The sequence below is a fragment of the Vibrio sp. vnigr-6D03 genome (assembly GCF_002835515.1).
GTDB lineage: Bacteria > Pseudomonadota > Gammaproteobacteria > Enterobacterales > Vibrionaceae > Vibrio > Vibrio penaeicida.
In genome coordinates, this window is the sequence record NZ_PIZL01000012.1 from 163,027 (window position 1) to 188,885 (window position 25,859).

Annotated in this window: 22 protein-coding genes; 10 read left to right on the top strand and 12 right to left on the bottom strand. The window is 45.3% G+C overall.

All coding sequences use genetic code 11. The annotated features are described in order from the left end of the window. The first annotated feature begins 21 nt into the window (after positions 1 to 21). The 3 genes from CW749_RS08700 (at position 22) to CW749_RS08710 (ending at position 2,571) form a co-directional block, all read left to right on the top strand. Positions 22 to 1,035, top strand: a complete 1,014-nt coding sequence (locus CW749_RS08700; protein ID WP_101111636.1) for a substrate-binding domain-containing protein — start codon at positions 22 to 24, stop codon at positions 1,033 to 1,035. Between the two features lie 93 nt (positions 1,036 to 1,128). After that, positions 1,129 to 2,067 carry a prolyl oligopeptidase family serine peptidase gene (locus tag CW749_RS08705; protein ID WP_101111637.1) on the top strand — a complete coding sequence of 313 codons (939 nt, stop codon included), beginning with the start codon at positions 1,129 to 1,131 and terminating at the stop codon, positions 2,065 to 2,067. An 18-nt stretch (positions 2,068 to 2,085) separates the two neighbouring features. After that, a complete protein-coding gene (locus CW749_RS08710) occupies positions 2,086 to 2,571 on the top strand; it encodes a YbaK/EbsC family protein (RefSeq protein WP_101111638.1) in 486 nt (161 codons plus the stop codon). 136 nt (positions 2,572 to 2,707) lie between these two features. Here CW749_RS08710 and CW749_RS08715 read toward each other — a convergent pair whose 3' ends face one another. Next, positions 2,708 to 4,054, bottom strand: coding sequence for a DEAD/DEAH box helicase (locus CW749_RS08715; protein ID WP_101111639.1), 1,347 nt, complete (start codon positions 4,052 to 4,054; stop codon positions 2,708 to 2,710). Between the two features lie 359 nt (positions 4,055 to 4,413). Between CW749_RS08715 and CW749_RS08720 the strand changes: the two genes are divergently transcribed. Continuing rightward, entirely contained in the window at positions 4,414 to 4,704 is a 291-nt protein-coding gene (locus CW749_RS08720) for an Lpp/OprI family alanine-zipper lipoprotein (RefSeq protein WP_101111640.1), read from the top strand. A gap of 114 nt (positions 4,705 to 4,818) precedes the next feature. On the opposite strand, the gene CW749_RS08725 is transcribed toward CW749_RS08720, so the two are convergent. From CW749_RS08725 to CW749_RS08770, 10 genes are all read right to left on the bottom strand, one after another. Continuing rightward, a complete protein-coding gene (locus CW749_RS08725) occupies positions 4,819 to 5,718 on the bottom strand; it encodes a L,D-transpeptidase family protein (RefSeq protein WP_101111641.1) in 900 nt (299 codons plus the stop codon). Positions 5,719 to 5,862: 144 nt separating this feature from the next. Continuing rightward, a complete protein-coding gene (locus CW749_RS08730) occupies positions 5,863 to 7,365 on the bottom strand; it encodes an FAD-binding domain-containing protein (RefSeq protein ID WP_101111642.1) in 1,503 nt (500 codons plus the stop codon). Between the two features lie 7 nt (positions 7,366 to 7,372). After that, on the bottom strand, positions 7,373 to 8,191 hold the full coding sequence (locus tag CW749_RS08735; RefSeq protein ID WP_101111643.1) for a MerR family transcriptional regulator: 819 nt from the start codon (positions 8,189 to 8,191) through the stop codon (positions 7,373 to 7,375). Between the two features lie 27 nt (positions 8,192 to 8,218). Continuing rightward, complete coding sequence (locus tag CW749_RS08740) at positions 8,219 to 9,172, bottom strand: DUF523 and DUF1722 domain-containing protein (RefSeq protein ID WP_101111644.1); 954 nt, start codon at positions 9,170 to 9,172, stop codon at positions 8,219 to 8,221. Between the two features lie 231 nt (positions 9,173 to 9,403). After that, positions 9,404 to 11,032: an FGGY-family carbohydrate kinase gene (locus CW749_RS08745; RefSeq protein WP_201796998.1), complete on the bottom strand. Its 1,629-nt coding sequence runs from the start codon at positions 11,030 to 11,032 to the stop codon at positions 9,404 to 9,406. A gap of 71 nt (positions 11,033 to 11,103) precedes the next feature. Continuing rightward, complete coding sequence (locus CW749_RS08750; RefSeq protein ID WP_101111646.1) at positions 11,104 to 11,835, bottom strand: SDR family oxidoreductase; 732 nt, start codon at positions 11,833 to 11,835, stop codon at positions 11,104 to 11,106. A gap of 55 nt (positions 11,836 to 11,890) precedes the next feature. Continuing rightward, entirely contained in the window at positions 11,891 to 13,150 is a 1,260-nt protein-coding gene (locus CW749_RS08755; protein ID WP_101111647.1) for an ABC transporter permease, read from the bottom strand. Further along, a complete protein-coding gene (locus CW749_RS08760; RefSeq protein WP_101111648.1) occupies positions 13,147 to 14,007 on the bottom strand; it encodes an ATP-binding cassette domain-containing protein in 861 nt (286 codons plus the stop codon). Before CW749_RS08760 ends, CW749_RS08755 begins: the two co-directional genes overlap by 4 nt. A 243-nt stretch (positions 14,008 to 14,250) precedes the next feature. Continuing rightward, positions 14,251 to 15,336: a sugar ABC transporter substrate-binding protein gene (locus tag CW749_RS08765; protein WP_101111649.1), complete on the bottom strand. Its 1,086-nt coding sequence runs from the start codon at positions 15,334 to 15,336 to the stop codon at positions 14,251 to 14,253. A gap of 378 nt (positions 15,337 to 15,714) precedes the next feature. Beyond that, positions 15,715 to 16,746, bottom strand: coding sequence for a LacI family DNA-binding transcriptional regulator (locus CW749_RS08770; protein ID WP_101111650.1), 1,032 nt, complete (start codon positions 16,744 to 16,746; stop codon positions 15,715 to 15,717). A 414-nt stretch (positions 16,747 to 17,160) separates the two neighbouring features. On the opposite strand from CW749_RS08770, the gene deoD reads away from it, so the two are divergent. The 4 genes from deoD (at position 17,161) to CW749_RS08790 (ending at position 22,628) form a co-directional block, all read left to right on the top strand. Continuing rightward, positions 17,161 to 17,871 carry a purine-nucleoside phosphorylase gene (deoD, locus tag CW749_RS08775; RefSeq protein ID WP_101111651.1) on the top strand — a complete coding sequence of 237 codons (711 nt, stop codon included), beginning with the start codon at positions 17,161 to 17,163 and terminating at the stop codon, positions 17,869 to 17,871. Between the two features lie 52 nt (positions 17,872 to 17,923). After that, the gene (locus CW749_RS08780; RefSeq protein WP_101111652.1) at positions 17,924 to 19,393 is read left to right on the top strand and encodes a lactate dehydrogenase; all 1,470 of its coding nucleotides are present in this window, start codon (positions 17,924 to 17,926) and stop codon (positions 19,391 to 19,393) included. A gap of 180 nt (positions 19,394 to 19,573) precedes the next feature. Then, positions 19,574 to 21,073, top strand: a complete 1,500-nt coding sequence (locus CW749_RS08785) for a hypothetical protein (RefSeq protein ID WP_101111653.1) — start codon at positions 19,574 to 19,576, stop codon at positions 21,071 to 21,073. Further along, positions 21,045 to 22,628, top strand: coding sequence for a diguanylate cyclase (locus CW749_RS08790; RefSeq protein ID WP_101111654.1), 1,584 nt, complete (start codon positions 21,045 to 21,047; stop codon positions 22,626 to 22,628). Before CW749_RS08785 ends, CW749_RS08790 begins: the two co-directional genes overlap by 29 nt. 114 nt (positions 22,629 to 22,742) lie before the next feature. Here CW749_RS08790 and CW749_RS08795 read toward each other — a convergent pair whose 3' ends face one another. Further along, a complete protein-coding gene (locus CW749_RS08795; RefSeq protein WP_101111655.1) occupies positions 22,743 to 23,636 on the bottom strand; it encodes a DMT family transporter in 894 nt (297 codons plus the stop codon). A gap of 213 nt (positions 23,637 to 23,849) precedes the next feature. Between CW749_RS08795 and CW749_RS08800 the strand changes: the two genes are divergently transcribed. Both CW749_RS08800 and CW749_RS08805 read left to right on the top strand, forming a co-directional pair. After that, on the top strand, positions 23,850 to 24,227 hold the full coding sequence (locus CW749_RS08800; protein ID WP_101111656.1) for a DUF3302 domain-containing protein: 378 nt from the start codon (positions 23,850 to 23,852) through the stop codon (positions 24,225 to 24,227). Beyond that, complete coding sequence (locus tag CW749_RS08805) at positions 24,227 to 25,357, top strand: HlyD family secretion protein (protein WP_101111657.1); 1,131 nt, start codon at positions 24,227 to 24,229, stop codon at positions 25,355 to 25,357. Before CW749_RS08800 ends, CW749_RS08805 begins: the two co-directional genes overlap by 1 nt. Positions 25,358 to 25,859 lie beyond the last annotated feature (502 nt).

A 25,859-nucleotide genomic window follows, 5' to 3' on the forward strand; every position in this document is an offset into this window, starting at 1 on the left:
TTCTCCATCTTCTGAGGAATCATGACGAGAAAGAAAAAAGAATCCACCGTATATGATGTCGCCCGCCACGCTGGGGTTTCAGTTAGTACCGTGTCGCGTTTTTTAAACCGAAGCAGTTATGTTTCAGAACAAAAAAGTGCCAACATCGAAGCCGCTCTGAAAGCGACGGGCTACAAGCCTAACGTTCAGATGACGCTTGGTTCTGGAAAGCGCTCAATGACCATTGGGGTCCTGGTCCAAAACCCAGAAAGCCCCCATACCAATCGAATGTTGATCAACATGGAAAGCACGTTGATGGCACATGGCTATTCATTGGTCATTGCTTCCGGTCATTGGAATAACAGCCAAGAACTGCACGCGCTGGATTACCTCGCTCAAAGCCATGTTGATGGCGTCATCATATTTACGGGTAGCTTAACCGAAATGCAGATTCTTGAGTTCAGCGATGCTACGCCTGTCGTTGCGGTGGGCTATCACGTCAACGGGAACAACGTCCTTTCTTTATCGATCGACAATGAGCTTGGCGGATACATGGCAACGTTACATCTTCTGCAACAAGGACATGTCGCAATAGCGCACATCAAGGGGCATTCCAATCAACCAGACTCTCGTTCGCGCTTTTTAGGGTATAAAAAGGCTCTGGATGAAGCCGGTATCAAGGCAGGGAAATCATTGGTAAAACAAGGCGACTTCAGTTCTGAGTCAGGGTATGAAAAAACACTGGAATTGATCGACTCAAATACACACTTTACTGCGCTGTTTGCAGCCAATGACCAAACTGCATACGGTGCAATAAAAGCGCTGCATGATCGAAACATGAAAGTGCCAGAAGATGTCTCTGTTATAGGTTTTGACGATCTTCCAACATCACTTTTTTTCACGCCAGCATTAACCACGCTTCGTCAGCCCATCGAAGAGCTGGGTGCCGTATGCGCCGACGCGTTACTTAAGTTGATGTCTGGTGAAAACCACCAAACGCGAATGCCCCCTATTGAATTGATTGTTCGCCAATCCACCAAATCTCCATTTCGATAAAATTAACCATTCTCATCCTACACTCATCGTCGTCCTTAACGATCTTCGTCCATAACTATCTTCGTCCATAATGAGTCTGACGCGTGGAGCATAATGATGAGTGAACTTAAACCCGTTTTTCTTAGCCTGTTAACAGTCATGTTTTCAATGACTGCGCAAGCGGAACAAGCCCAAACTTTGCCTCGTTCCGATAGCAGTAATATTCATTACTATTTATCCATTGAAAATGAAAAACCCTCCGACACCTTGCTGGTTCTTATTCAAGGTTCTGATTGTAATAGTGTTACCAAAGTTGAAATGATTAAAGAGGGTCTACCAACAGTTGCACCCGATGCCGATCTTTTAACGGTCGAGAAATACGGTATTACTCAGACGCTTTCCTACGACGAAGATCCTGAACGAACAGATTGCCCAGAAAGTTTTGTTCAAAAAGACAGCATTAGTCAGAGGGTTGATGACCACCTCAAAGTTATCTCTCACGTCCGATCTCAACATCGCTATAAAAACGTTTATGCCGTCGGTGGCAGTGAAGGAGCGCTTGTCGCAAACTTCCTTGCTCAATACCCAGAAACCGTTTCCAAAGTAGTGGCTTTTAATGGCGGTGGCGCGCGTTTTATCGACGATCTTGAACATGCAATAAAGTCGGAGATAACGGATAAAAAAACCTATACTGAAGTAATGCAAGAAGTCCAAGAGTTCACTCAATACGTACTTAACAGCGAACCTGTTGAGTTTAATGTAAGTGGTCATGGCTTTGCATGGTGGCGGGAAATATTAGAGCTAAACCAAACAGACGTATTAAGAAAAGCGCAGGTGCCTGTTTTGCTTGTTCAAGCCGAAAAAGACAGCAGCGTCTCTGTGAAATCGGCATTGGAACAATTTAACCTTCTTAAAAAGGAAGGGAAATCTAATATTGAATACCTTTCGCTTGCAGGGCTGGACCACGCTTTTAATGATAAGAATGGGCAAAGCCAAGTGCCAACGGTCATTAAAGATGTTCAACAGTGGTTGGAGTCTGATAAACCAAAATAACCCAGCGAGAAAACACAGATGGAAAACAAGCCGATAAGCTCAGGCGTAGAAAGAGTCAAACAGCATTTGGAAAACCACGGAGGGCATTTCGATGTGCTAACCCTCCCCGATTCTACCCACACGGCAAAAGATGCAGCCAATGCCATTGGCTGCAACGTTGAACAAATAGCCAAGTCTTTGGTGTTTGTCGATAAGCTTTCAGAACAACCCATAATGATCATCGCATCGGGTACAAATACTGTCAGCTTAGACAAAGTGGAAGAAGCAACTGGATTTGTTCTTGGCAAAGCCACAGCAAAACAGGTTAAGACCTTTACTGGCTTTTCTATTGGTGGCGTTTCCCCCATCGCCCATATTCAACCCATCATTACTGTGTTGGACGAAGACTTAAAACAATACTCTGAAATATGGGCAGCAGCGGGTTCACCAAATTCCGTATTCAAGCTCCAATCTGAACAGCTTCAGTCTTTAACGCAAGGCAGTTGGCTAAGCCTTTGCCAATAGTTTTATTTGTGGCGATAGAGTTATTTGTGGCAATAGTTTTATTTGAGACAAACGTTTTATTTTGGCAAAAAGCCCAGCTTAGTTAGCTGGGCTTTCGTATTCATTGACGGAGCATTCTTTTCATTAACTCGCCATTTTAATCGTCGCTAGGCGGCTGTGGCTTTTTCTTCTTCGGCATAAATACCTGATCACCAACCGCCACATTTGTGAGGAAAGTTTTATCACGCTTGGCTGGCTTCTTAGTGCCTTTCTTCGCTTGTGGCTTGCGCTTCTTCTTCTCATCACCTGCGTTTTTGCGATAATCAGGCTTACGTGGTTTGATGCCTTTGAATTTACCTTCAAGGCCTTCCAACACAGAGAAAGAAAGGTCTTGTTGTAAGAAATTCTCGACTCGCTTAAAGCTATCCCAATCTTTAGGACCAACAAGCGACACGGCATTTCCTTTGTTACCTGCACGTCCAGTACGGCCCACACGGTGCACGTATTCTTCCGTATGCTTTGGCATATCGAAGTTAATCACGTGAGTCACGCTCGCAATGTCGAGCCCGCGAGAAGCAACATCGGTGGTCACCAATATTTTAAACACATGGCGCTCAAATTGGCTCATAATGTTGTTGCGCTGCGTCTGGTTTAAATTGCCGCTCAACGCCATGGCCTTCAGGCTCTTTTCGTTCAACTCTTTGGTTAATCGCTCAGTATCCGCGCGAGTTGCTGTGAAGATAATGACCTGGCGGTACTCAGACTCTTCCAAGATGCGATTCATGATCGCTTCTTTGTGATCAAGGTGATCACAAAGATAGAAAGTTTGCGTAATGTCTTTGTGTTCTTCGTTCGCGCTGCCAACAGAAATGCGTTTTGGTGCATTCAGCATTTCAGAAGCAATGTCGTTCACTTCCGCATGATCCAGCGTCGCTGAAAACATGAGCGTCTGACGACGGCGATGTTTCGCTGCATTGTGAATTCGGCGAAGCTCTGGAGCAAAACCCAAATCCAGCATTCTGTCTGCTTCATCAAGAATCAGCGTATCCACGCCATCGAGAAACATAGAACGATGCTCAAGGTGGTCGGCCAAACGTCCTGGCGTCGCGACAATGAATTTAGGGTATTTACGAAGTGCTTTAACCTGATCGTTAAAGTTTTCACCACCCAAAATAAGGGTCGCATCGTAAGATAAACCACCTAACATGGCGCGAAGTTCACCGTACACCTGCTTTGCAAGCTCACGAGTCGGCGCCAAAATGACCCCTCTTGGATCTTTCGCAGAGAAAGCTTTGGTTTTAAGCGCTTTATGAAGCAACGGTAATACGAATGCTAACGTCTTCCCCGACCCGGTTTTAGACGATGCCAACAGGTCTTTACCTGCAATAACAACGGGAATGGATTGACGTTGAATATCAGTTGCTTGCTTGAAGTCGTAATGCTTCAGGTTTTTCAATAAGCGGTTATCTAGCCCTAAGTCTTTAAATTGCAAAGGATTCTCCAATAAGGTGGTACAAGGTGTTTTATCAGCGCCGTATGATAACTCTTTTTAAGGACCAGATCACAAAAAATAGTCGCTGTTCTTACTAGCCCTCATGTGTATCGTTTTGTCACGCTATCTACAAATTTGTCATTTTCATGTTAGATTTTAGAACGATGTCATCAGATGGCGGATTTTTGTGCCATATTAGAGACTGGTGACCACATGTGAGTGGTACTGATTTACGTTTTCTCACAAGCGGCACTATGATTGAGTAGCAACCTTTCATACCTAAACAATCAAAGCCATTTAACAAAAAGCTTTATGTGCGGGAATTTAGGGAATAAAACAAGCTATAAAAAAATGTCCAACAAGGAGTTCTTATGAACAGCAAATTACTTTTAGCAGCGGGTATTTCTTCAGTTCTGTTTTTGGCAGGTTGTTCTGGCGCGCCAGACACAGCTTCCAGCAAACTGGATGAGCTAACTAATCAGGTTCAGCAGCTCAGTCAGCAAGTTTCTTCGCTTCAATCTTCTCAAGAAAAAGCGAGCATGAAAGCAGAAGAAGCAGCTTCAGCAGCGAATGGTGCTAAGAGCGCTGCGATGTCGGCTCAACAAGAAGCGGCACGTGCAAACAGCCGTATCGATAACATCGCGCAGTCTTATACCAAGTAAGCTCAGAGATTAAGTAAGAAATGGGTGCATTGGTCACCCAGATATTTTCGCTTGCAGCCGGATTTAAACGGCTGATATCAAAATATGTAACCTGAACTTGGGTTATTAGGTTATTTATGGCGTGGCAATTTCGATTGGCACGCCATTTTGTACTTGAACCGCGGCCTTCGCTTTTGCATCTGAAATATTAAATTCATCCATCCACCAGCCAAGTTCCATTGGCAACTCTAACCTTGCTTGAACACCTTTGCTGTTGGTTAGTGGCTCATGCACTTCAATAAACACACTTCTGTCCGGTTCTAGCGACATTTTGATTGGTTGATTAATGATCCTTACCTGTTCACCTTTGTTCGCTTGTTTAAACAGCCATTCGATGTCTTTAGGCTCCATTCGAATACAGCCTGCGCTGACACGCAACCCAATGCCAAAGTCTTTGTTGGTTCCGTGAATCAGATATTCTCCAGATCCATACGCCAAACGCATGGCATAGTCACCCAAAGGGTTTTCCGGCCCTGCGGGCACGACTCGTGGCAAGCTGATGCCTTTTTCTGCGTATTCTTTGCGGATGGATTTAGGGGGAGTCCATGTTGGGTTTGGAATTTTGCTTGAAATTCGCGTGACCATCTCAGGCGTATCTCGCCCAACCCGACCAATGCCTACAGGGAACACGTGTACAATGTCTTCGCCTTTGGGGTAATAGTACAATCGCAGCTCTGGCAAATTGATAACAATGCCCTTTCTAGGCGTGTCAGGAAGAATAAAGTGAGTAGGAATAGTTAACACGGAGCCTTCAGGAGGAAGGAAGGGGTCGTACCCTTTATTGGCAGCCATAAGTGAAAGAAAACCAACATCGTATTGTTTAGCGATTAGGGCGAAGGTTTCTCCCTCTTGAACCACATGTCGCTGCACGGTCCCTGCTATATTGCTGCCTTCAATAGGCAACGGAAATGTTGCTGCCGAAACCGACGATGCAACCAAGGATACCAACCAAACACCAACGACCGCTTTCTTCATCCCTACTTTTGCCTCTAATTCTTTCGTTCAACACTGCTTTCGATCAGCCTAGTTCTTCAGCTAAGTAAGATCATGTCAGCAACGCCTACGCATCGTCAACATCATTAACTTGGGTTCTGATGATTTAACTCGAGTTCAAGATACTTACCCTTTTGCTTTCTTATACATACTCAATGCCAGCTCACGCTGAGTTTTATGGTCAACAACACGCTCCGGATAATTTAGCGTGTGGTTTTCTGACCACATCCAAGGTTGATGTATGTATTTCGATGGCACCTGTTTTAATTCCGGAATCCAATGGCGCACAAATTCGCCTTGAGTATCAAACTTTTCTCCCTGAGATATCGGGTTAAAAATTCGAAAGTACGGCTGCCCATCACACCCTGTTGAAGCCGACCATTGCCAGCCCCCGTTGTTTGCCGCGTAGTCTCCGTCTGCAAGTTTTGACAGAAAATAGTCTTCACCCCAGCGCCAATCAATCAACAAGTCTTTGGTTAGAAAGCTCGCCACAATCATTCTTAGTCGATTATGCATCCAACCAGTAGAATTGAGCTGCCTCATTGCTGCATCGACAATCGGATACCCTGTCGTGCCATTTTTCCAACGCTCAAACCAATCCTTGTCATTGTGCCATTCAAGATCAATCGCCCAGTCAATAAACGGTAAGCCTTTGCTCAATTTTGGTTCAAAATCGAGCAAATGTTGATAAAACTCTCGCCACACTAATTCACTCAGCCAAATTTGCTCACCTTCATTGAGGTCGTCCATACTTTGCTGGTAAGTCAAACGAGCGACGCACTGCCTAACAGAAAGAAAGCCGAGCGCCAGATAAGGTGACAACTTGCTTGTCCCTTCTATAAAAGGAAAGTCTCGATCTTCTTTATAGCGATCAACGCTTTTTGTATGACGAAACGCGTTTTTTTCTGAACTGAGAGCATTTTGTGAACTGAAGGCATTGTGAGAACTAAGAGGGCTTTCTGCGCAAAATTCACGAAGCTGATGAATCAGTGCTTCCGTACAAACATCATATTGATTGCTGTCCGTCCGAGGATAACTGAAATGGCACTTAGAATTGAATTGGCTAACCAGTGGCTGAAGAAACGTCACTTCCGGCACCTCATCGTTGCCCTTCTTTAAACGTGGAAAGACAGAAACACCAGCCAGAGAAACCTGATTTAGCCACGCTCGCTTAAACGGCGTGAAGACTTTGAAATACTCACCTTTTTTGTTGAGAACACTTCGCGGAGGTAGGACACATTTATCGTGATAGAGATGAACGTTTTTTGATGGTGGACACCGGCTTTCAATGGACGAATCTCGCTGCTTTTCGTTCCATTCATATTCAATATTGGCGTGTAAGCCTTGAATTTTGTCGTAAGTAAGTAGCTTAGATATTAAATCGCCTTGCTCTGCAAAGGTCGACACCTCGGCATAAACCAAGGGGACATTTAACTCGTGTAATTCTCGCTGCAATTCATACAAACGCCGATAAATCAGATCCGCTTGAATGGGCGCCATATGGTGGGATTCCCATTGCTGCGGTGTCGCGATATACAGTGCAATGACAGGCTGTCCGGTTGCTATTGCTTGTGAGAGTGCGGTGTTATCCAATGTTCTTAAATCACGACGAAACCAAACCAATTGCATACTATTGTTATTCTTCTATCTGATTGAAATACACTTGCTGGATAAGCGGAGAATACCCCACTTCATACGCATCTAATGCTGCGAAGGACTTAATGTCTCCAGCCGTCTTACTGCTGATGTTTTTACTGCAATGAAAGTAAACTTGAGAAACAGATTCTGAGTTCACCATTTCAGGTAACCCACTCACGTCTTCAACGCCTTCCAGCATAGTGACGCGGTTTCCGCTGTCTGAAAGCAAAAGTGCATGAATTCGAGTGTCCACACTTCCGGGGGTATCAAAGCTCACAAGTAACGCTTTTTTGTTTTGAGATACTTTATTTTCCGATTCAATGATCCGGTTAGATACCACCATAACTAGAGAGCGAAACAGAGAGATTTGAAGGGAACGCTGCGTCCCTTTTACTGAATCCAAGGCTTCTTGAACAGGGTAAATCACCTTGTTCACAATGTGCTGAGTAGGGTACTCCTTAAACAAAGCGGAGAGAATTTTATCGCCCTTCTGAGCATCCATTTTGGCAATGGATTCGAGCAGAGAATCTACTTCTTTCAATGATTCTTTACTCGGTTCAGCAAGATCCGATTTCGAACCGCCGCGGATTAACTCTTTTACTTTCCCAATAGGGACACCTTTATTAAGCCACCCCTGAATTTCACGGATGTCATCGATGTCCTTTTCGGAAAAAAGACGGTGACCTTTTTGAGTTCGTTTGGGTTGAATCAAACCGTAACGCCTTTGCCATGCGCGCAGCGTAACGGGTTTGATTCCAGTCATCTCAGAGACCTCTCGAATAGCAAATCGAGGGTTTTCCTGATTAAGATCTTTCATAGTTAAAGGTTTTCATAATTAAGGTTCTCACAGCCCATATCTTAATCTCAGTTCTTGTGGATATGGGTCTAAAAATCGTTGAGTTTCTAAGTATTGGTCTGGGTACGAATTCAGGTAGTGTTTGATCAGTGTTAACGGAGCCAGCAAAGGTAACAAACCTTGGCGATATTCATGAATAGTATCCGCCAATTCTTTCTTTTGGTTTCCATTCAGATCACGTTTGAAATAGCCCTGAAGGTGCATCAAAACATTGGTGGTGTTTTTGCGACTTGCGCGGTGCTTAAGCGCATTCATGAATTCGTTACGATATTGAATATAAAACGCTTCGGAATCGTAATGCTTAATGTTAGCAACCAGACGACCAATGGAGCGATAAGATTCAGGGTGATGCGCCATTAAGCTGAGTTTGTAGCGTGAATGAAACTTAACGATTTTCCCAGGCGTCGGTTTTCCATCCATAGATTGGTAAAAATCATGCAGAGCGTAAACTCGCGCAATGAAATTTTCTTTTAAAAACTGATCGTGCAAGCGCCCATCTTCTTCAACAGGGAGCCACGGCATTTTTTCCATTAGTACTTTGGTGTAAAGCCCAATGCCATTTTTGTCGGCGCTGTTTTTCTTGTACACCTTAACTCGCTCCATCCCACAAGTTGGAGATTTTGCACAAACGACATAGCCGCATAGGTTCTCTGGGATCAATTCTTCAACTTTGCTTTTTGAAAAATCCATCATGCGATCCGTGTACTCTTGGTCGGGGTTCTTTGTTTCGACAAGAGCAACTCGTTCTTCATTACTAATGAGACGAATGGTAGGGCGCGGCACTGGGAGCCCTATTCCAACCTCAGGGCAGACGGGAACAAAACTGACGTACTCCGAAAAGTCTTTCGTTAAAAAGTTATTAATTTTGTGTCCAGAGTCGAAACGTACTTTCTCTCCGATTACACACGAACTTACACCAATTTTAATTTCATTCGCTGCCATAGTTTTCTCCCTAACCACATCAGTTGTAAGACTGAGTTGGTTAACCAGGTTGGGTGGATGTTTTGTACAATTATTTTTCTTGTACAAGAATCTATAGCATTTCGATCACATCGATACAAAAAATAATTTTGTATCGTTTATTGCTTAACTGTAAAACCACTCTAAATACTTCGACTTAATTCATTGATATTAATAATATAAATGGTATGAACATGATGTGTTTATAACGCTTTAAATTTCTCTAAATTTTTTGTTCACTTCTTGAATTTCAATGAAAGCCGCATAACGCTGACGGTGTATATTCACCACTTCTTCTGCCGCAGTGGAATATTGCTCGCCGAAGTGCGACATGGTTTTCATTGCTTCAAACACATCATTAAATGCGCCAGCCGCAACCGCGGCCATAATGGCACTACCAAGTATCACAGGCTCACTTGCGACAGGTGCAACAACTGGCAGCTCTGTTGCGTCGGCCAAAATTTGGCGAATAAGTGGATCTTGCCCCGCACCGCCGCTCACCACTACCTGCCTAATTTGGATGCCTTCTGCCGACTGTGCATCAATGATCTGTTTCAACCCATACGCTAAACCACATAGCCCCGCTACATACAATTTAACTAAGCTCTCGATCGAATCGTCCATATCAAGCCCTAATATCGCCCCGCGAGCATCTGGGTCAGCGTGAGGCGCTCTATTCCCAAGAAATTCAGGAAGAACATGCAGCCCTTTGGCGAGAAAAACAGCATCGCTGAGTGATGGGCAAAGCGCTTTCGCCTGCAAGGATAAATATTGAACTGGCGTACAACTTTGTATTTGCGCCATGGCTTTAAGTTCTGTGAACGCAGGATGCGACTGAATCAAATGATCCATCGCGGCACCTGCAGCAGACTGCCCTGCCTCATTCAGCCACATTCCGGGCATCATCGCAGAAAAATACGGTCCCCAAACACCTGACACCAAGGTTTTGGTTGTAGACGTGGTCATGGTGCAAGCCGATGTGCCAAAAACATACGCAAGGCTAGCCGTTGGATCAGAAATACCGTGTTCATTAACCGCACCAACCGAACCAACGCCACCAGCGTGGGCATCAATCAACCCTGCCGCAACGGAAACCCCAACGGGTAACCCCAGGTGTGCAGCAGCATCTTGCGTTAAACCTTGTGCAAGCGAAGTCCCCGGAGCAACAACAGTGGTCCCTATTTTGGCGAAGTTGTCACTGGTTAGTTCATTTAACCCGAATTGGTTGAAATACGTCTCGTCCCAGCGGTTTTCGTGTGCTAGGTAAGTCCATTTGCATACTGTGGTGCATATTGAGCGTGAGAGCGACCCGCTAGACTTCCATGTCAGAAAGTCCGTCAGGTCAAAGAAGTGCTTTGCGTTTAAATACGTATCTGGCAGGTTTTCTTTCAGCCACAACAACTTTGGCGTTTCCATTTCTGGCGAAATTCGATTGCCGACATAGTCAAGAACCGAGTGCCCTTCTTCATTGATGCGCTTGGCTTGTGGCGTGGCGCGTTGATCCATCCAAACAATCACGTTTCGATCTGATTGATTGTGGGCACCAACAGGCAGGGGCTGGTCGTAATCGCCAATCACAACCAAAGAACATGTCGCATCAAATGAAATACCAATCACATGGTGTTTATCAATGCACGCCTTACTCACCGCTGCGCGAACACAATTGCCCACGGCGTCCCAAATTTGATCGGATGATTGCTCGTATCTTGCGTTTTCATCGCTGAACATCAGCACATCGCACTTTGCTGTACTGATCTCTTTTCCTTGGAGATCATACACACCTGCACGAGCGCTTCCTGTTCCTACGTCCACGCCAATCACGTATTTATCGGTACTTTGCACTTTGCTTGCTCCTATTTACCACTCTCCGTTTATCGATCACCGTTTATCGCTCACCGCTCGGTACGATCCGCTTAGAGCTCTACGCTATTGGGTAGAATGACCAAATCTCGAACCGTCACCCCAGACGACCGCGTCAGCATAAAGACAATGGAGTCCGCCACCTCCTCAGCTTGCATTAAACTGCCGTTTGCTAACGCTTCTTCCATCTTGTCTTTTGGCCAGTCATCCAGAAGGGCAGTTACAACGGGCCCTGGAGCCACCGCTCCTACACGTATAGAGTGAGGGATCAGTTGGCGTCGTAGCGAATGTACAAAAGCCTGAATGGCGTGTTTCGACGCGGTGTAAATAGGTTCGTAAACCACAGGAATAAACCCAGCTATCGAACTGGTCACAACAATATCACCACATTTTTGCTCGATTAAATGCGGCAGCACCGCTTTAACAGATCGAAATACTGCGTTGATATTGAGATTCAACATGCGATCCCATTCATCCGGATCCCCTTCGGCAAAGATTCCCCCAACATACGAACCCGCATTGGCATGAAACCCATCGAGCTTTCCATTGGTCTGCGCTAAAATGCCGTCGAGCATGCCCGAAACTTGATGCGAATCCATCAGATCCACCTCCAATGGCAGAGCCAACGTACCCAAATCTTCGCAGGCTTTTTCTAAACCATCTTTGCTTCTATCAATCAGAACAACGGTTGCTCCCTCGTCAATCAACGCTTTTGCGCAAGCTAATCCAATTCCTGATGCCGCACCTGTAATCGCGTAAACCTTTCCTTCAATGTTCATTTTCATAGGTTCTATTCCTTATTCATCGTTACCGGTTTTCATGAATACCGGTTTGGAGGCGTTACGCTTTACCGTGAGAAACACGGCTTCGGCGGGCAAGGCTATCGATAATCACTGCGATAGCGAGAACGGCACCGGTGATCATGTAGCGATGCGCCGATGAGAGATTAAGCAGCGTTAAACCGCTCGCGATAGATTGAATGACGATAATGCCAAGCAGCGCCGACCACGCCGAACCACGGCCACCAAATAGGCTGGTTCCGCCAATCACAGCCGCAGCAATGGCATTGAGATTCACATCGCCCGTTCCTGCCTGTTGGCTTGAAGAGGCCAAACGTGCAGCCGCAAGTCCCCCCCCTAATGTCGCCAACGTAGAACACGTTACAAAAGCGCTAATGTAGATGGCTTTCACGTTGATACCGGCACGGCGAGCTGCTTCTGCGTTTCCGCCAACCGCCAGCATGTATCGCCCCCATTTGGTGCGAGTTAGCGCGTAGTTAAGTGCGACCACGAGAAAAATAAACAAACCAAACATCCAAGGAATGCCGCGCCCCTGATTCAAATAGGCACTGACTGCGAGTAACAATGCCGTGACCACCAACGCTTTCATCCAAATGAACTTGGCACTTTTTGCTGAAAGGTTTGCCGACTTGCGTTTGCGCCTAAGCGTCCATTCAGAAAAAGCAATAACGCCACCAGCGAATACAGAAAGTGAGTAGGAAACCCAATCTGGCATCACCATTAATTGCCCAAAATTCACCATTGAAGAACCGTAAGGCAAGTTGATAGAGCCAGTGGAACCCAGCAAATAGAGTTGTAAACCAAGCAACGCGAGCAATCCTGCAAGGGTTGAAACAAAACTCGGCATACCGAAACTGTTTCTTAAAGATGCGTATGCAAAGCCCACCATGGCACCAAAACATAAGCTTATTCCGATCGCGATGCCCAAAGGCACACCTTGGTTTACCCAAAGCACACCCAAAATCGCTGATCCGACACCACTCATGGAGCCAACAGATAGGTCGATTTCACCGAGCATCAAAACGCAAACAATACCAAGGGCGATAATTCCGACCGTCGAACTGTCGAAAAGTAAGTTAACGAGGTTATTGGGCGATAAAAATATCGGATTGATGAAGGTAAAGATCCCCCAAATAAGGATTAACCCCACCACCACGGGTAACGAGCCTAAATCTCCAGATTTTATCTGGTCGATGAATTTGCGAATGTATCCGCTCAAGCCAGCCGCGTGAGTAACGCGGGTATCGCTTCTATCCAGTAATTGGTTTGGAGTCGGCGTAACATTAGAGGAATGATTCATGCCTTTTCCTCCACCGCGGTTGACGCATTATCCATTCGGTTCGCACGCTCCATTGCTGCGTTATCGGTCGCGCCCGTTATTGCTCCTATCAACTCTTCATTGGATGCATCTGCTCTAAATACCCCATTGTTCTGCCCTAACCGTAGCACCACAACTCTATCGGCTACGGCACGCACATCCTGCATGTTGTGGGAAATCATGATCACTCCTAGCCCTTTGGCTTTTATCCGCTCGACCAAGTTCAAAACCTCAGCCGTTTGCGCCACTCCCAATGCCGCGGTGGGCTCATCCAACATCACAATTTTAGGGTCGAGAAGTAACGAACGAGCAATCGCCACAGTTTGACGCTGTCCGCCAGACAGAGAGGCAACCACGTCTCTCACGCTGGGTATTCGAGCGGCTAATTCATTGAGCAATTGCCAAGATCTGACTTCCATTTCCGTCTCATCAAGATTCAGGCTGTTTCTCTCTTGTCCCAAAAATATATTGGCAACCACATCGAGGTTTTCACACAAGGCTAAATCTTGGAAAACAGTCGCAATTCCAAGCTCTAGCGCATCACTTGGTTTCTTGAATTCCACTTCTTTACCTTCAAACGCAATCGCGCCTAAGCTTAGTGCATGCGCACCGGCAAGGATCTTAATCAAAGTCGATTTTCCCGCCCCGTTATCCCCAACCAGCGCCACCACTTCACCAGGGTAAACATCAAGGTCGATGTTGGTTAGTGCGGCGACCGCACCAAAATTCTTGGACACATTACGCAGACTTAAAATAGGCTGAATGCCTTCTTTGGAATCCAATTCTGTTTGGCTTGATTGCTTTTGGGCTTGTTCTTGAGATGAACCATCCGACGCCATAAAACTCACTCCAGTCAAAGCGTTTTTTATTCAACACTTTTCGTTTAACGCTGTTCGTTTATCGCTTTCCACCTATACGCAGATTCTTATCTCGAGTATTAGGCAGTAAAGCGCTCGCCATTAACGCTTTGAGTTCAGACCTTAAAACATAATGAAAAGTCTGATAAAAGAGTGCCACGCCACCAAAAGGCTGGTGGCACTCATGCTCAAACTGGTTAAAGAGACCAGTTTGAGGACAAAGCGTTACTTAATTCCCAATTCTTTACAGCCCGCTAGGTAGCGACCAGTACAAACGTCATCAGCAGAGGCAATACCGGAATCAAAAATGATCTTTTTAATGTTGCCGCGTGTGACCACTTCAGGGATAAATAACTCAGATGGCGTGTTGTAGAGTGTTGTTTTGGCTTTCGGTGTTTCGCCGTTCAACATGGATACCGCGACTTTTGCTGCCGCTGCCGCCACAATTTCAGAAGGTTTGGAGATAGTGTTGTATTGATCGCCAGAAATGATCAATTGAAGCGCAGCCAATGTCGCGTCGTTCCCCGTAACAGGCGGTACAGGATCGACTCCCGCTGCTTTAAACGCGGCTATCGCACCGCCTCCGGTGCCGTCATTCGCCGCAACAACACCAATGATTTTCGAACCAAAACGGTTAATTTGACCACTTGCCCAAGACTGCGCTTTTGGTGGTGCCCAATTTGGTGTCGCGTATTCAGCTAACGTGCTGTATTCACTGCCGTCTAGCCCTTGATCGATCCCATCTCGGATAAGACCCGCTGCAGCGTCCGTCGGTGAGCCATTAATTTGCAATATGCCGCCTGAATCTTTCGACACTTTATTGATTCGTAAATGCTCAACCAAGCTATCGGCAATGGCTTTACCTATGCCTTGGTTGTCGAACGAAACATAGTAGTCCGCGGCTCTATCTGGGATTGGTCTGTCATACGCAATGACCTTTATTCCTTGGCTTTGCGCCAACCCAACTAATGATGCAGCGGCGCTTGAGTCCACCGGATCCAATACAATCACTTTTGCACCTTGAGTAATCACGGAGTTGAACTGCTGCTGTTGCAACGCAACATCCGCATTCGCATTTTGGTAGATCACTTTACAATCCGAACAGAGCTCGCTCATCGCCGCCTTAAAGCCGGGATAATCATGTTCTTCATAGCGAGTTGAGGCTTGGTCGGGCATAAGAAATGCAACCAGAGGGGCAGCAATACTTTGCGCAGATACCGCGCCCAAAGAGACAAGCAACGCGGCAGAAACACTCAGTTTGCTTGCCGATTTCAGCTTGCTCGCTAACAGTTTCGTGGCTAAGGATTTCATAGTTAATACTCCATTTAAGATATGTCAGGTACAGCTGTACCCTCAGCAGCCGTCCGACAGCCGCTGTTCCTTTATCCCTCCACCGTATTGCTTTTAAAACTTGGGTATACTAAAGTGCAAAAGTCTTCTGTTTGCTGCAACAAACAAAGACTTTAGAACTGTCCTAAGTTCTAACAACCAGCGAAAGTGTAGGGTCGATTTTCTTTGGTAAAGTCTATTTCCATGTAAGTTTGTTCTACATTTTCGTTCCTTCTTTCTGCTTTTATTTGATCATTACTACTTAATTTAAACGACTCAGATTCGCTTTAAATACCCGAGATTTGCGTTAAATCACCGAGATTCACTTTAAATACCAGTGTATTTAGGTGGCATATCCGATCATTTTTTTGTCGCAAAATTCAAAACCGATGCTCGCTCGATCAATTCAGCTTCCAATACCGTCGATAGCTTCACGTTTTGCTCGGCATCTCCGTTGATTCTCAACATCAACCTATCCCACGCGTGTTTGGCGATTGCTTCAACAGGCTGGCGCACCGCCGTTAAACTCACGCTTCTTGCCGACATCCAAGCATAATCATCGAATACCAGCAGCGAAATATCCTCTCCTACCTTGATGTTGCGTTCAGCTAAGGCAGTGAGCGTACTGAGGGTAGTCACGTTGGTAAGAGAAAAAATCGCAGTTGGGTGAGGGTTTGTGTCTAACCACTCCCCAACTTTTACTGCTCCGGCATCAAGGTCGGCACCAATTTCAATCACATCATGAGTCGCGCTATTTGTATTTTCTAGCAGAGCCGTAACTGCTTGTTTTCCACCTTCAACACGTTCATTTATTGGAGGAAAAGACAGATCGGATGCGATGGTCAGAATTTTCTCATGCCCTGCCTCAATTAAGTAACGACACGCCATTTCACCAGAGTCTCGATTATTAATGGTGATGGAATCGAGCGCCGATTCATCGACTGCGACACGGTCTACTAGTACAACGGGGCAAGCATCGGCTTTATCGACCAATATTTGTGGAAGGTTCCCCGAGCATGGGACCACAATCATCCCCGCAGGATGCCAGCTCAATAATGTCCGAATACGCGATTGTTCAATATCCGTTTGGTCATGAGCACTTGCTACAATCACATCGTAGCCTTGCTCGTAAGCGAAACTTTCCAATAACGTCACTATGGTGGCAAAAAATGTATCAGTAATATTAGGAACCAGCACAGTGACCACTTTGTTGTGCTGAGAGCGCAACTGAGATGCCACTCGGTTTACTTGATACCCCAGCGACTCCGCAGCATTTTGAACACGCTCTTTAAGATCCGTATTAACGGGTTTCTTTCCAGAAAACACGTTAGATACTGTCGCTGTAGAGACTCCCGCCAGTTTTGCCACTTCTCGAATTGAAGGTTTCTTCATGCAACCACAGCCCTTATTTACTAACCGAAGCCTTTATTTATCTACTGTAAAACGTTTAACTCAAATTACGTTACTGAATAAACGGCCAATAATCAAGCACGTTGTTGATAATTTGTTCAGTAAGAATTAAGGGATTGTTAAAAGAGACATGACACACTCAAGTATTGAGCTCAAAAGAAAGAAAACACTTACTTTGTCCACCAGCAAATCGATTGCATTCCCGCTTTCAACAGATTTCGTTATCAACATTCCATTTTCAAAAAAAATTAAGATTTTTTGTGACAAAGCTCTCAAGGGATGACCACTCACAGGGCTAGTATTGCTGTCGAGAAGTAACCCCTGTTCAACAGATTTGGTAATTGTTGTCGCATCAATTCCTGCGAATTATCAAAACTCACTTTGGAGAGTATCACTATGGCAACCCCACACATCAACGCACAAGCAGGCGATTTCGCAGAAACGGTTCTAATGCCAGGCGACCCGTTACGCGCTAAGTACATTGCAGAAAACTTCCTAGAAGATGCAAAGCAAGTTTGTGATGTAAGAAACATGTTTGGTTTTACAGGTACTTACAAAGGTAAAAAAGTATCGGTAATGGGCCATGGAATGGGTATTCCTTCTGCTTGTATCTACACCCACGAGTTGATTTCTGAATACGGTGTGAAAAACATTATCCGTATCGGTAGCTGCGGTGCAGTAAAAGATGATGTGAACCTAATGGATGTGGTTATTGGTATGGGTGCTTCTACCGACTCAAAAGTAAACCGCATTCGTTTTGCCAACCACGACTTTGCAGCCGTTGCTGACTACGGGCTATTGGAAGAAGCGGTTAAACAAGCGCGCGCGAACAATGTTCCAGTAAAAGTGGGTAACGTATTTTCTGCCGACCTTTTCTACACACCAGAAGCCGATATTTTCGAAAAGATGGAAAAACTAGGCATCTTAGGCGTGGATATGGAAGCGGCAGGAATTTATGGTGTCGCAGCGGAGCTTGGTGCTAAAGCGCTAACTATTTTAACCGTATCTGACCACATCATTCGCGGTGAGAAGCTTTCAGCAGAAGATCGTCAGAAGTCGTTCAATGACATGATGACTGTTGCGCTAGAAACCGCAATTAACCTGTAATTTATTGCTGCCAGTTTTGCTGGCAGCCCAGTTTATTCCCGAGGGGGCGATCGTGTCAGACGGCAAACTGCCAAAGGATGCAGATGGGTTGCAACTCAACTTTTGTAAAACATTGGCGTGTGACAACTTTGGATTGAGTGATGCAAATCGGTATGTTTTGCAGCATGCAAACCCTAAACGTCCAGCGATGGTGTGCCGTGAGTGTGGTGCTTTCCCCCCCTTACTTAATAATCGCGAGGTTCTTAACGAACTGAGCAGGCTTAGAGCCGTGCATAGTGACGGTTTGCCGGCGTGTCGTAACCCCAATTGTGAAAATGCCGGCAAAACCGTCCATACCCACAAACATCTTTACCATGCCTTTGGTTACAGTGGTGATAGGCAACGCTATCGTTGCAAATGTTGCCAATCGACATTCGTGGATAAATGGTCTGGCAGTAACGCCAAAATAGAATTCCAAGAACATTTACTCGGGTATTTGTTCACTGGCTATTCGGTACGTGAAATCTGCCGTAAGCTCGAAATCAATCCTAAAACGTTCTACGATCACGTTGATCAAATCGCAAGCCGATGCCGACGTAAGTTAGCGATGTTTGATGCTCGCTGGATGAATCATGCCGAGCAATACCATCTCTCTTCGCATTACACAGTACTGCAGCCGCACAGCCAAAATGGTGTATTTTGGATAGTCACCACCGATGCTGACTCAGGCTATGTGTTGTCACAACACGTCAACTACTCGTTTGATGAAGAGCCGCAAGGCAATGTTGATCACAACCCCTATCAAGTCCCTGCTAGGTTTGTTTCTAAAGAATACCAACCAGAGTCTTTTGAGGCTGTTACTCGCCCCGCAAGCTCACTACGTGAGAAAATCGACAACAAGTACCAAGAAATTTTAGCGCGCGGTAACGTAGAAGACCCGATGGGAAATCTGCTGAAATTCAATTATCCGTCGAAAGGCGCATTGATTCGCCCTCCTTACACCTCGTATGCGCACTACCTCCACGTTTTAAATATGTGTGAGGATGAAAAACGCGTGTCGATATTTATGCCGCAAGACCCAATTTTGCGTTCAGCTGCATTGTCGGTTTGTCTACCGAGAATACAGCGCCATAATATTGACTTGATGTACGTAGAAGAAGACAGCAGCGAACAAGAAGGCACGATTGCTCAAAAAATTGACATCGTCCATATGGGATGGTGGCGCGATCGGTGGGCAATTCAAAATAACGACAGTCGCGCAAAAGGCATTTGTTATCTGGCCGGCGATAATGCCGATCACCAACACTGGCTAAACCTTGCTACCACTACGCAAACGCAATATTACCAGCAACGTTTTCAACTATTATTTGAAAGCTTCATTAACGAACCTCGCCGCAAATTACGCCCAGGTGGTTTGCTTCCTTTGTTGGACATTTTCCGAGCTTGGCACAATTTGTGCTACCAAGATAAGAACGGTATGACGCCAGCACAGCTTCTTAGACTGGCAGACAAACCTCTTACATTACGAACTTTGTTGTCCTGATTTGGATAATCAGTGAAAATCTGACACATTTATCAGTGAGATAAACGGTAAACTGCCACAAATGTTGTACTTCATTGAGAAAATGTGGCTATTATCATTGTATTGGTAGTGCCATTCTTATTGAGCGCACAATATAATAACAAAGTTGAAACTAAGATACGTAACTGCTTGGACTAAACATTGGATAAAGCCCAGATATTAATTGAGAATGAGCTAGAGCAACTACGTGCTCGAATTGAAAGTGAACCCGAAGGGGTATTGCTCCAAGCGAAGCAATGTTTAGCTCGTGCCGAGCAAATCCTCTACCACGAAGGGGTTATCCAAGCGTACATCGTGATTTCACGTTGCCACTGGAGTTTAATGAGCTACCAGAAAGGCATGAAGGCAATCAAAGAAGCGCTAACGGGTCAAAACCGATTAGACAACGATAACTATCTCCCTGAAATTCTTCACATTCATGCCCTTCAATTTTGGGGTCAAGCCAAATACTATTCCGCCCAACAATATTGGATCAATGCCTTAGAACAATCTGCATTGGTAGGCGAATCCGCAATTGAAATTGAATCCCTTATCGGGTTGGGCAATGTCTGGCGAATTACCGAAGACATTCATCTTGCAAAATCAACCCATGAACTGGCCGTTAAAGTGGCGAACAACGCTCGTATTGACTGGCTGGAAGGCAAAGCGAGAATCTTGCTGGCGTGGGATTACTACCTGCTGAACAATTACGTTGAAATGCTCTCAGTATTGGACGGCGCAGAAGAAGCCCTAAAGTACCACCAAGACCCAACTTGGCGTGCAGAAATATGCGATTTCCGTGGATTGGCGCTGATTGGTTTAGAACGTTTAGAAGATGCTGAAAGCTCCACAATGGAAGCACACACGCTTGCCGTGAAGCACGACTTAACTTGGATGAAAGCGCACTCATTTATTAGCCGAGCAAGGTTAGAGCTGATACGTAAAGACTTCAAAATTGCAGGCGAGCTTTTACAGCAAGCCGAAGAAGCCGCGAAACCGTTCGATAATGGCGAATTGCTGTCTCAAATATGTTTTCAGCAATCGGTCGTCGCTGAAGAAAGCGCCGATTATGAGCAAGCACTTCAAGCATTTAAAAAGTACCGTCGCTATTCCATTCATATGCTGAAAGAGCAAACGAATCGACTGGGTATGGATAAAGCACGAGGTTCGAAACGACAGCTCGAACAACGTGCACGTAAATTAATTAATCGCATTCGTGGGCAAATCGAATTTAACCGCGAAAAACGCTTTTCTAATGTCGTGTCTGAAACCTACTGGTGGGAACAAATGGTTCTGTTTAAGTCAGAGCTGAAAAAGTCCAATCACGCGGTCATCATGATTCAGCATGAAGACAGCAATTACTTAGAAATCTGTATCGAGCTTGCCCACTGTTTATGTGGAAGGAGTGATTTGATTTCTCAACTCGATGAATCTCGTGTTGGCATGCTAATTTCTGAGAAAGGTGATGAAGCCAATAAGCTGTTCGATGTCGTCAGCCAGATGATTTCTATGTACCCATGGGATCGTCGAGGCTTAAAAGGCGAAGCACCAAAAACGTCACTGCATGATATTTTGACGTTCCCATTCACGCTCGATCAACTGGTCGAAAAATCCACTGAAACGGAGCATGCTAATGGAAGCGTTACTAAGCAAAGTCTCTGAGGCTGGGTTGGATCCGGCTTCCGTTACGGGTGAAGATGCCATCATTTTTTGGGATCACGTTCGTCAGCACATCGCGACAACAAACCTTGAACGCTCGCATTGCTTTTTGATCAGCTCCGAGTATAGAGCGAAGCTAAACCAACCCAAAGCCAGTTTAGATGAACTCCGTGAGGCAGTTGCCTTACTTTCACTTCCTCGAGATGTCGAAGACATTCTCACCATTAAAGCCGCCTTGTCTGATCGCCTTTATGAAAATGGGGACTACGCCCTCTCTTTGAAAGAGTGTGTAGAATTATCGAATATTTCCGTCGAGTTTGGTCATATTGATTACTACGTAATTGCTGTACTCGGCATGGGTAATTTGTGTGACGCCTACGGCGACCATGCTCGGGCGCTCAAGTATTACCAAAAAATCAATGGTATAGACCACGCCATCAGTAGCCGATCGCTGCGTTTAAGATGCAAGCTGTATACGGTATCTTGCCTAATCTCACTAGGTCGTGTTGCGAATGCCAACGAACTGCTTAAAGAATGTGAAGAACTCAGTATTCTGGTTTCTGACAAGGTACTGGCCGGGCAAATCATTCTTTACCAAGCACGAATTCTTCGTAAGCAGAAGCTGTACCACGAAGCGTTAGAAGTTTTGGCCAAGGCGCGTTATTCGTTAAACAACGTTAGTGCTTACTGGCTTTCAAATATGATGCGTCTGGAGCTGGCCAGAAGCTTGAACGCTATCGGGAGGACCGATCTTGCGGAATACACACTCAATTCCGCGGTCAAGCGCATCAAACTGAATAACTCCCCCGTATTGCTGAAAAGCTTGTATGAATCACTCAGCGATGTGTTTGCGTCGCAAAAAGATTTCAAGCAAGCCCTCGCCTTCGAAAAGAAAGCGTTCAGAATTGGTACGGATTTGGTCAAAAACATCCCAATCAGTGACTTGGCAGGTTTCCAGCTTCGTCGCTTATCTCGCTTTGAACTCCAGCTTAAGTTGATTCTTTCAGAGCAAGAAAACAAAGAGTTAAAAGAGACCACTGAAACTCAGAAAGACAAAGTGGCGCAATTGCAGCAAGACGTCTTTACCGATCCATTAACCAGCTTGCACAACCGACGCTGGCTCGATGTGAAACTCAAAGATCTCCTGCTGCATGAAACCCCTTTCACTTTGATGGTCATCGATATTGACCATTTCAAATCAATCAATGATGAGCTCAGCCACTTAGTGGGCGACAAAGCCATTGTGAATGTGTCACATGAGCTGGCGGCGCACTTCAGATTCCGCGGCGCATCTTGTGTGCGATTTGGTGGCGAAGAATTCTTGGTGATTCTTGAAAATACCAATGTTGACCAAGCGGTGTTGCATGCTGAGCACTATCGAGAGCGTATTTTCCAGTTCGGCTGGCACGATATATTGGGTGAACGTGGGCTAACAGTGAGTGTAGGCGTCACCAATCACAGGGAAGGTGAAAACACACAACGTACCTTCTATCGCGCGGATAAAGCACTGTATCGAGCCAAAGCGAAAGGCCGAAACCAAGTCTGCTACGAGGTTTAATTTCCTAATCAATCTCTGTTACTTAAAAGCCATCCTCCATTGTGTAGGATGGCTTTTTTACATGACTCTGTCAGCGCAACGTCGTTTACCGTAATTCATTGAGCCATTTAAAAATTATAGGAAAAACAATGAAATCCCGCCGACGGCTGCCAACGTACCTATCACGCTGGTAGAAGATACACGCTCGCCATTCCATGCATAGATAAACAATATAAACAGCGGGCTGGTTGCAATCAGTGTTTGGGCAATGGCTGGGTTAGCGTTCTTCAGCGCGATTTGTTGAAGCCAAAGTGCTAAGAATGTTCCAACAAAAATGGCAAGGAGTAATTTTGTGTGCTGCTTACCATTCATCCCTTTCCAATGACGTTTAATGCCAGAGAAAGGTTGAGGTTCCAATAGTCGAATCACCATAGCGACGGCAGCAACACCAATGCTCAATCGGATAAGGGCTCCCCATAGTGGTGGTATATCCCCTGCGACTAAGGCGTAGTGGGAAATAACCACGCCACTTGCTTGGCACACGCTCGCCAAAAGCCCAAAGCCAATCCCGGTCATTGATGCTTTTTGGTCTGCACTAGAAGGGTTAATGACAACAAAAGTGACCGCCGCCGTGGTCACAACCACGCCTAGCCAACTTTGCATACTCAGCTCTGATCCGAGAGCCACTAATGCAAGAACACCCGATAATGGCGGAGCAAGCGATTCTAATAGCAGAGTCTTGTTTGCCCCGATGCGTTTAAGTGCAGCAAAATAAGCACTGTCACCTATCGCAATGCCCACAACGCCTGATATAGCTAAGATGATAAAATGCCCTGTTTCCATTGCCCATCCATCAGCAGGCATCGGCATAAACGGGATCACCACCAACATCATGGCAGACGCAATCACGCCTTTAACAATATTCAATTGCATGGCAGAAAACTGGTGGCTGAACTGGCCATATATCCATGTTGCTATTGCCCAAACAATTGCAGCCCCAATCGCTGAAGCCTCACCAATGTAGTCCACTTCACATCCTTATTTGTGACGTTCAAACAAAATGGTCGCACATTCCACATGTTAACGCCATTTGGCTCACACCTCTCTTGATGTACTTCGAATAAAACTTGGTCTGTATATGAATCTAGCGATATATTAGAGCCTGTTACGTCATATCATTATGCTGCGCTCACATCACTATTCACTTCTCTCTTATTAAAGAAACCAGAAGGACAAGGTTTTATGTTTCTCGATTACTTCGCCTTAGGACTGCTTATATTTGTCGCCCTAGTCATTTTTTACGGGATCATTGTCATTCACGACATTCCGTACGAAATCGCCAAAGAGCGAGACCACCCTCACCAAGACGCCATTCATGTTTCTGGTTGGGTCAGTTTATTTACATTACATGCGATTTGGCCTTTCTTATGGATCTGGGCAACGCTTTGGCGTAAAGAACGTGGTTGGGGATTCCATAAACTTGAGGAGGAGCAGCAGGATATCCACCACAGAGTCGATGTTCTTATCGATCAGGTAGCGGAACTGCAAAAAGAACTCGCAGAGCTCAAGGTGACGAAGGCTGCTCCCCAAAATCAAGAAGTACAAAAAGGAGACGCGTAATGGATTTACTACTGATAATGACCTACGCCGCTCTGTGTATCGCCATCTTTAAAATTTTCAAGATTCCATTAAACAAGTGGACGGTTCCAACAGCTGTTCTCGGTGGCGTTTTACTCATTGGCACCTTGATTCTTCTCATGAATTACAATCACCCATTCACTCAATACGGTGGCCAGTACTACACCACTACACCGGTCGTTCCTAGTGTTCAGGGAAAAGTAGTGGAAGTGTCTGCCAAGGCAAATACACCACTGAAAAAGGGTGACCCACTGTTTAAGATTGACCCGACATTGTTCGAAGCAGAAGTCGTGCGGCGGCAGTCTGCTCTTGCGGAAGCAGAACAAACCGTTTTGCAATTAGCCTCTGTTTTCAAAGAGTCTCAAGCCACTTCCATAAAAGCGCTGGCTGACAAAGATAAAGCAGAAAGAGAATTCCAAAGATACAACAAAGGGTTCAAAAAAGGCGCATTTACTGAGCAACAACTCGACACGCGTCGCCAGTCCTTTAAAGCAGCAACGGCCAGTTATGAAGCCTCTCTTGCAAAAGTAAAACAGGCAGAATTAGCTTACAAATCGGAGATAGATGGCGAGAACACTCTCATTGCTCGTGTGAAAGCTGAGTTAGCTCAAGCACAGTTCAATTTGGATGAAACCATTGTCCGAGCCCCGACAGATGGCTATGTCACGCAGTTAGCTCTTCGCCCTGGCATGATGGCGGTACCGCTGCCCTTGCGACCTGTCATGACATTTGTTCACACTGAAGATGAGTTTTACGTGGGTGCGTTCAGACAAAATTCCTTGCAACGCTTACAAGCTGGCTTCGAGGCAGAGTTTTTATTCCGAGCATTACCAGGAAAAGTTTTTCGAGGTGAGGTAGTCGAAGTTATCCCTGCGATTGGTGAAGGGCAGGTACAAGCCTCTGGTTCGCTGCTTAATTCAAGCGCACTGAAAAACAACGGACGCGCGTTAGTGAAACTCAAAATCACAGACGATCTTTCTGCCTATCACCTCCCAATGGGAAGCAATGCAGAGATAGCCGTTTACTCAGACAGCTTTACTCACGTTTCAGTAATGCGCAAAGTTCTTATCCGAATGAAGAGCTGGCAGAATTACCTATATCTGGATCACTAATCGAACTGCCATCAAAACAAAGCACAAAGAAAATACGAAAATACGAAAATACGAAAAGAAAATAGACCCCATATCGAAGCTTGATATGGGGTTAACCTAAGAGGGGGAACCAATCCTCACTGCCTTTAATTTGAAATTAAACCAAACAGGAATTGGTCAGGTTTATTTACAAGTTACAGCAATAGCTAGAATGTAAAAACAGCAATAAACCATGAGATTCATTTCCTCTTTTATTGCAAAGCACAACAATTTCGTCTCAGGTCTGAGTCAGGTCTAGCCAAGTGAATCAGAACACATATAACCTAAAGACATATACAATAAGTACTACAGATCGATACATCCGATAAAGCATAAAAATTCAGCTCTAAATATCAACAAAGTAGAAGTTAACAATACAAAAATCCAAGCAACCTTAAGTACTACTGCTTAACCAAACCCTAAACATTTGTATTTGTGGCTCAACTCTTCCATGTAATAGCAAAACTATCAGTTAAAAATCAAA

Bases quoted from the DNA above. Each gene is read 5' to 3' on its own strand.
- deoD (WP_101111651.1), top strand. From the start codon at position 17,161: ATGGCAACCCCACACATCAACGCACAAGCAGGCGATTTCGCAGAAACG.
- CW749_RS08805 (WP_101111657.1), top strand. From the start codon at position 24,227: ATGGATTTACTACTGATAATGACCTACGCCGCTCTGTGTATCGCCATC.
- CW749_RS08720 (WP_101111640.1), top strand. From the start codon at position 4,414: ATGAACAGCAAATTACTTTTAGCAGCGGGTATTTCTTCAGTTCTGTTT.
- CW749_RS08740 (WP_101111644.1), bottom strand. From the start codon at position 9,172: ATGGCAGCGAATGAAATTAAAATTGGTGTAAGTTCGTGTGTAATCGGA.
- CW749_RS08735 (WP_101111643.1), bottom strand. From the start codon at position 8,191: ATGAAAGATCTTAATCAGGAAAACCCTCGATTTGCTATTCGAGAGGTC.
- CW749_RS08725 (WP_101111641.1), bottom strand. From the start codon at position 5,718: ATGAAGAAAGCGGTCGTTGGTGTTTGGTTGGTATCCTTGGTTGCATCG.
- CW749_RS08705 (WP_101111637.1), top strand. From the start codon at position 1,129: ATGATGAGTGAACTTAAACCCGTTTTTCTTAGCCTGTTAACAGTCATG.
- CW749_RS08730 (WP_101111642.1), bottom strand. From the start codon at position 7,365: ATGCAATTGGTTTGGTTTCGTCGTGATTTAAGAACATTGGATAACACC.
- CW749_RS08700 (WP_101111636.1), top strand. From the start codon at position 22: ATGACGAGAAAGAAAAAAGAATCCACCGTATATGATGTCGCCCGCCAC.
- CW749_RS08765 (WP_101111649.1), bottom strand. From the start codon at position 15,336: ATGAAATCCTTAGCCACGAAACTGTTAGCGAGCAAGCTGAAATCGGCA.
- CW749_RS08750 (WP_101111646.1), bottom strand. From the start codon at position 11,835: ATGAAAATGAACATTGAAGGAAAGGTTTACGCGATTACAGGTGCGGCA.
- CW749_RS08800 (WP_101111656.1), top strand. From the start codon at position 23,850: ATGTTTCTCGATTACTTCGCCTTAGGACTGCTTATATTTGTCGCCCTA.
- CW749_RS08710 (WP_101111638.1), top strand. From the start codon at position 2,086: ATGGAAAACAAGCCGATAAGCTCAGGCGTAGAAAGAGTCAAACAGCAT.
- CW749_RS08790 (WP_101111654.1), top strand. From the start codon at position 21,045: ATGGAAGCGTTACTAAGCAAAGTCTCTGAGGCTGGGTTGGATCCGGCT.
- CW749_RS08760 (WP_101111648.1), bottom strand. From the start codon at position 14,007: ATGGCGTCGGATGGTTCATCTCAAGAACAAGCCCAAAAGCAATCAAGC.
- CW749_RS08755 (WP_101111647.1), bottom strand. From the start codon at position 13,150: ATGAATCATTCCTCTAATGTTACGCCGACTCCAAACCAATTACTGGAT.
- CW749_RS08770 (WP_101111650.1), bottom strand. From the start codon at position 16,746: ATGAAGAAACCTTCAATTCGAGAAGTGGCAAAACTGGCGGGAGTCTCT.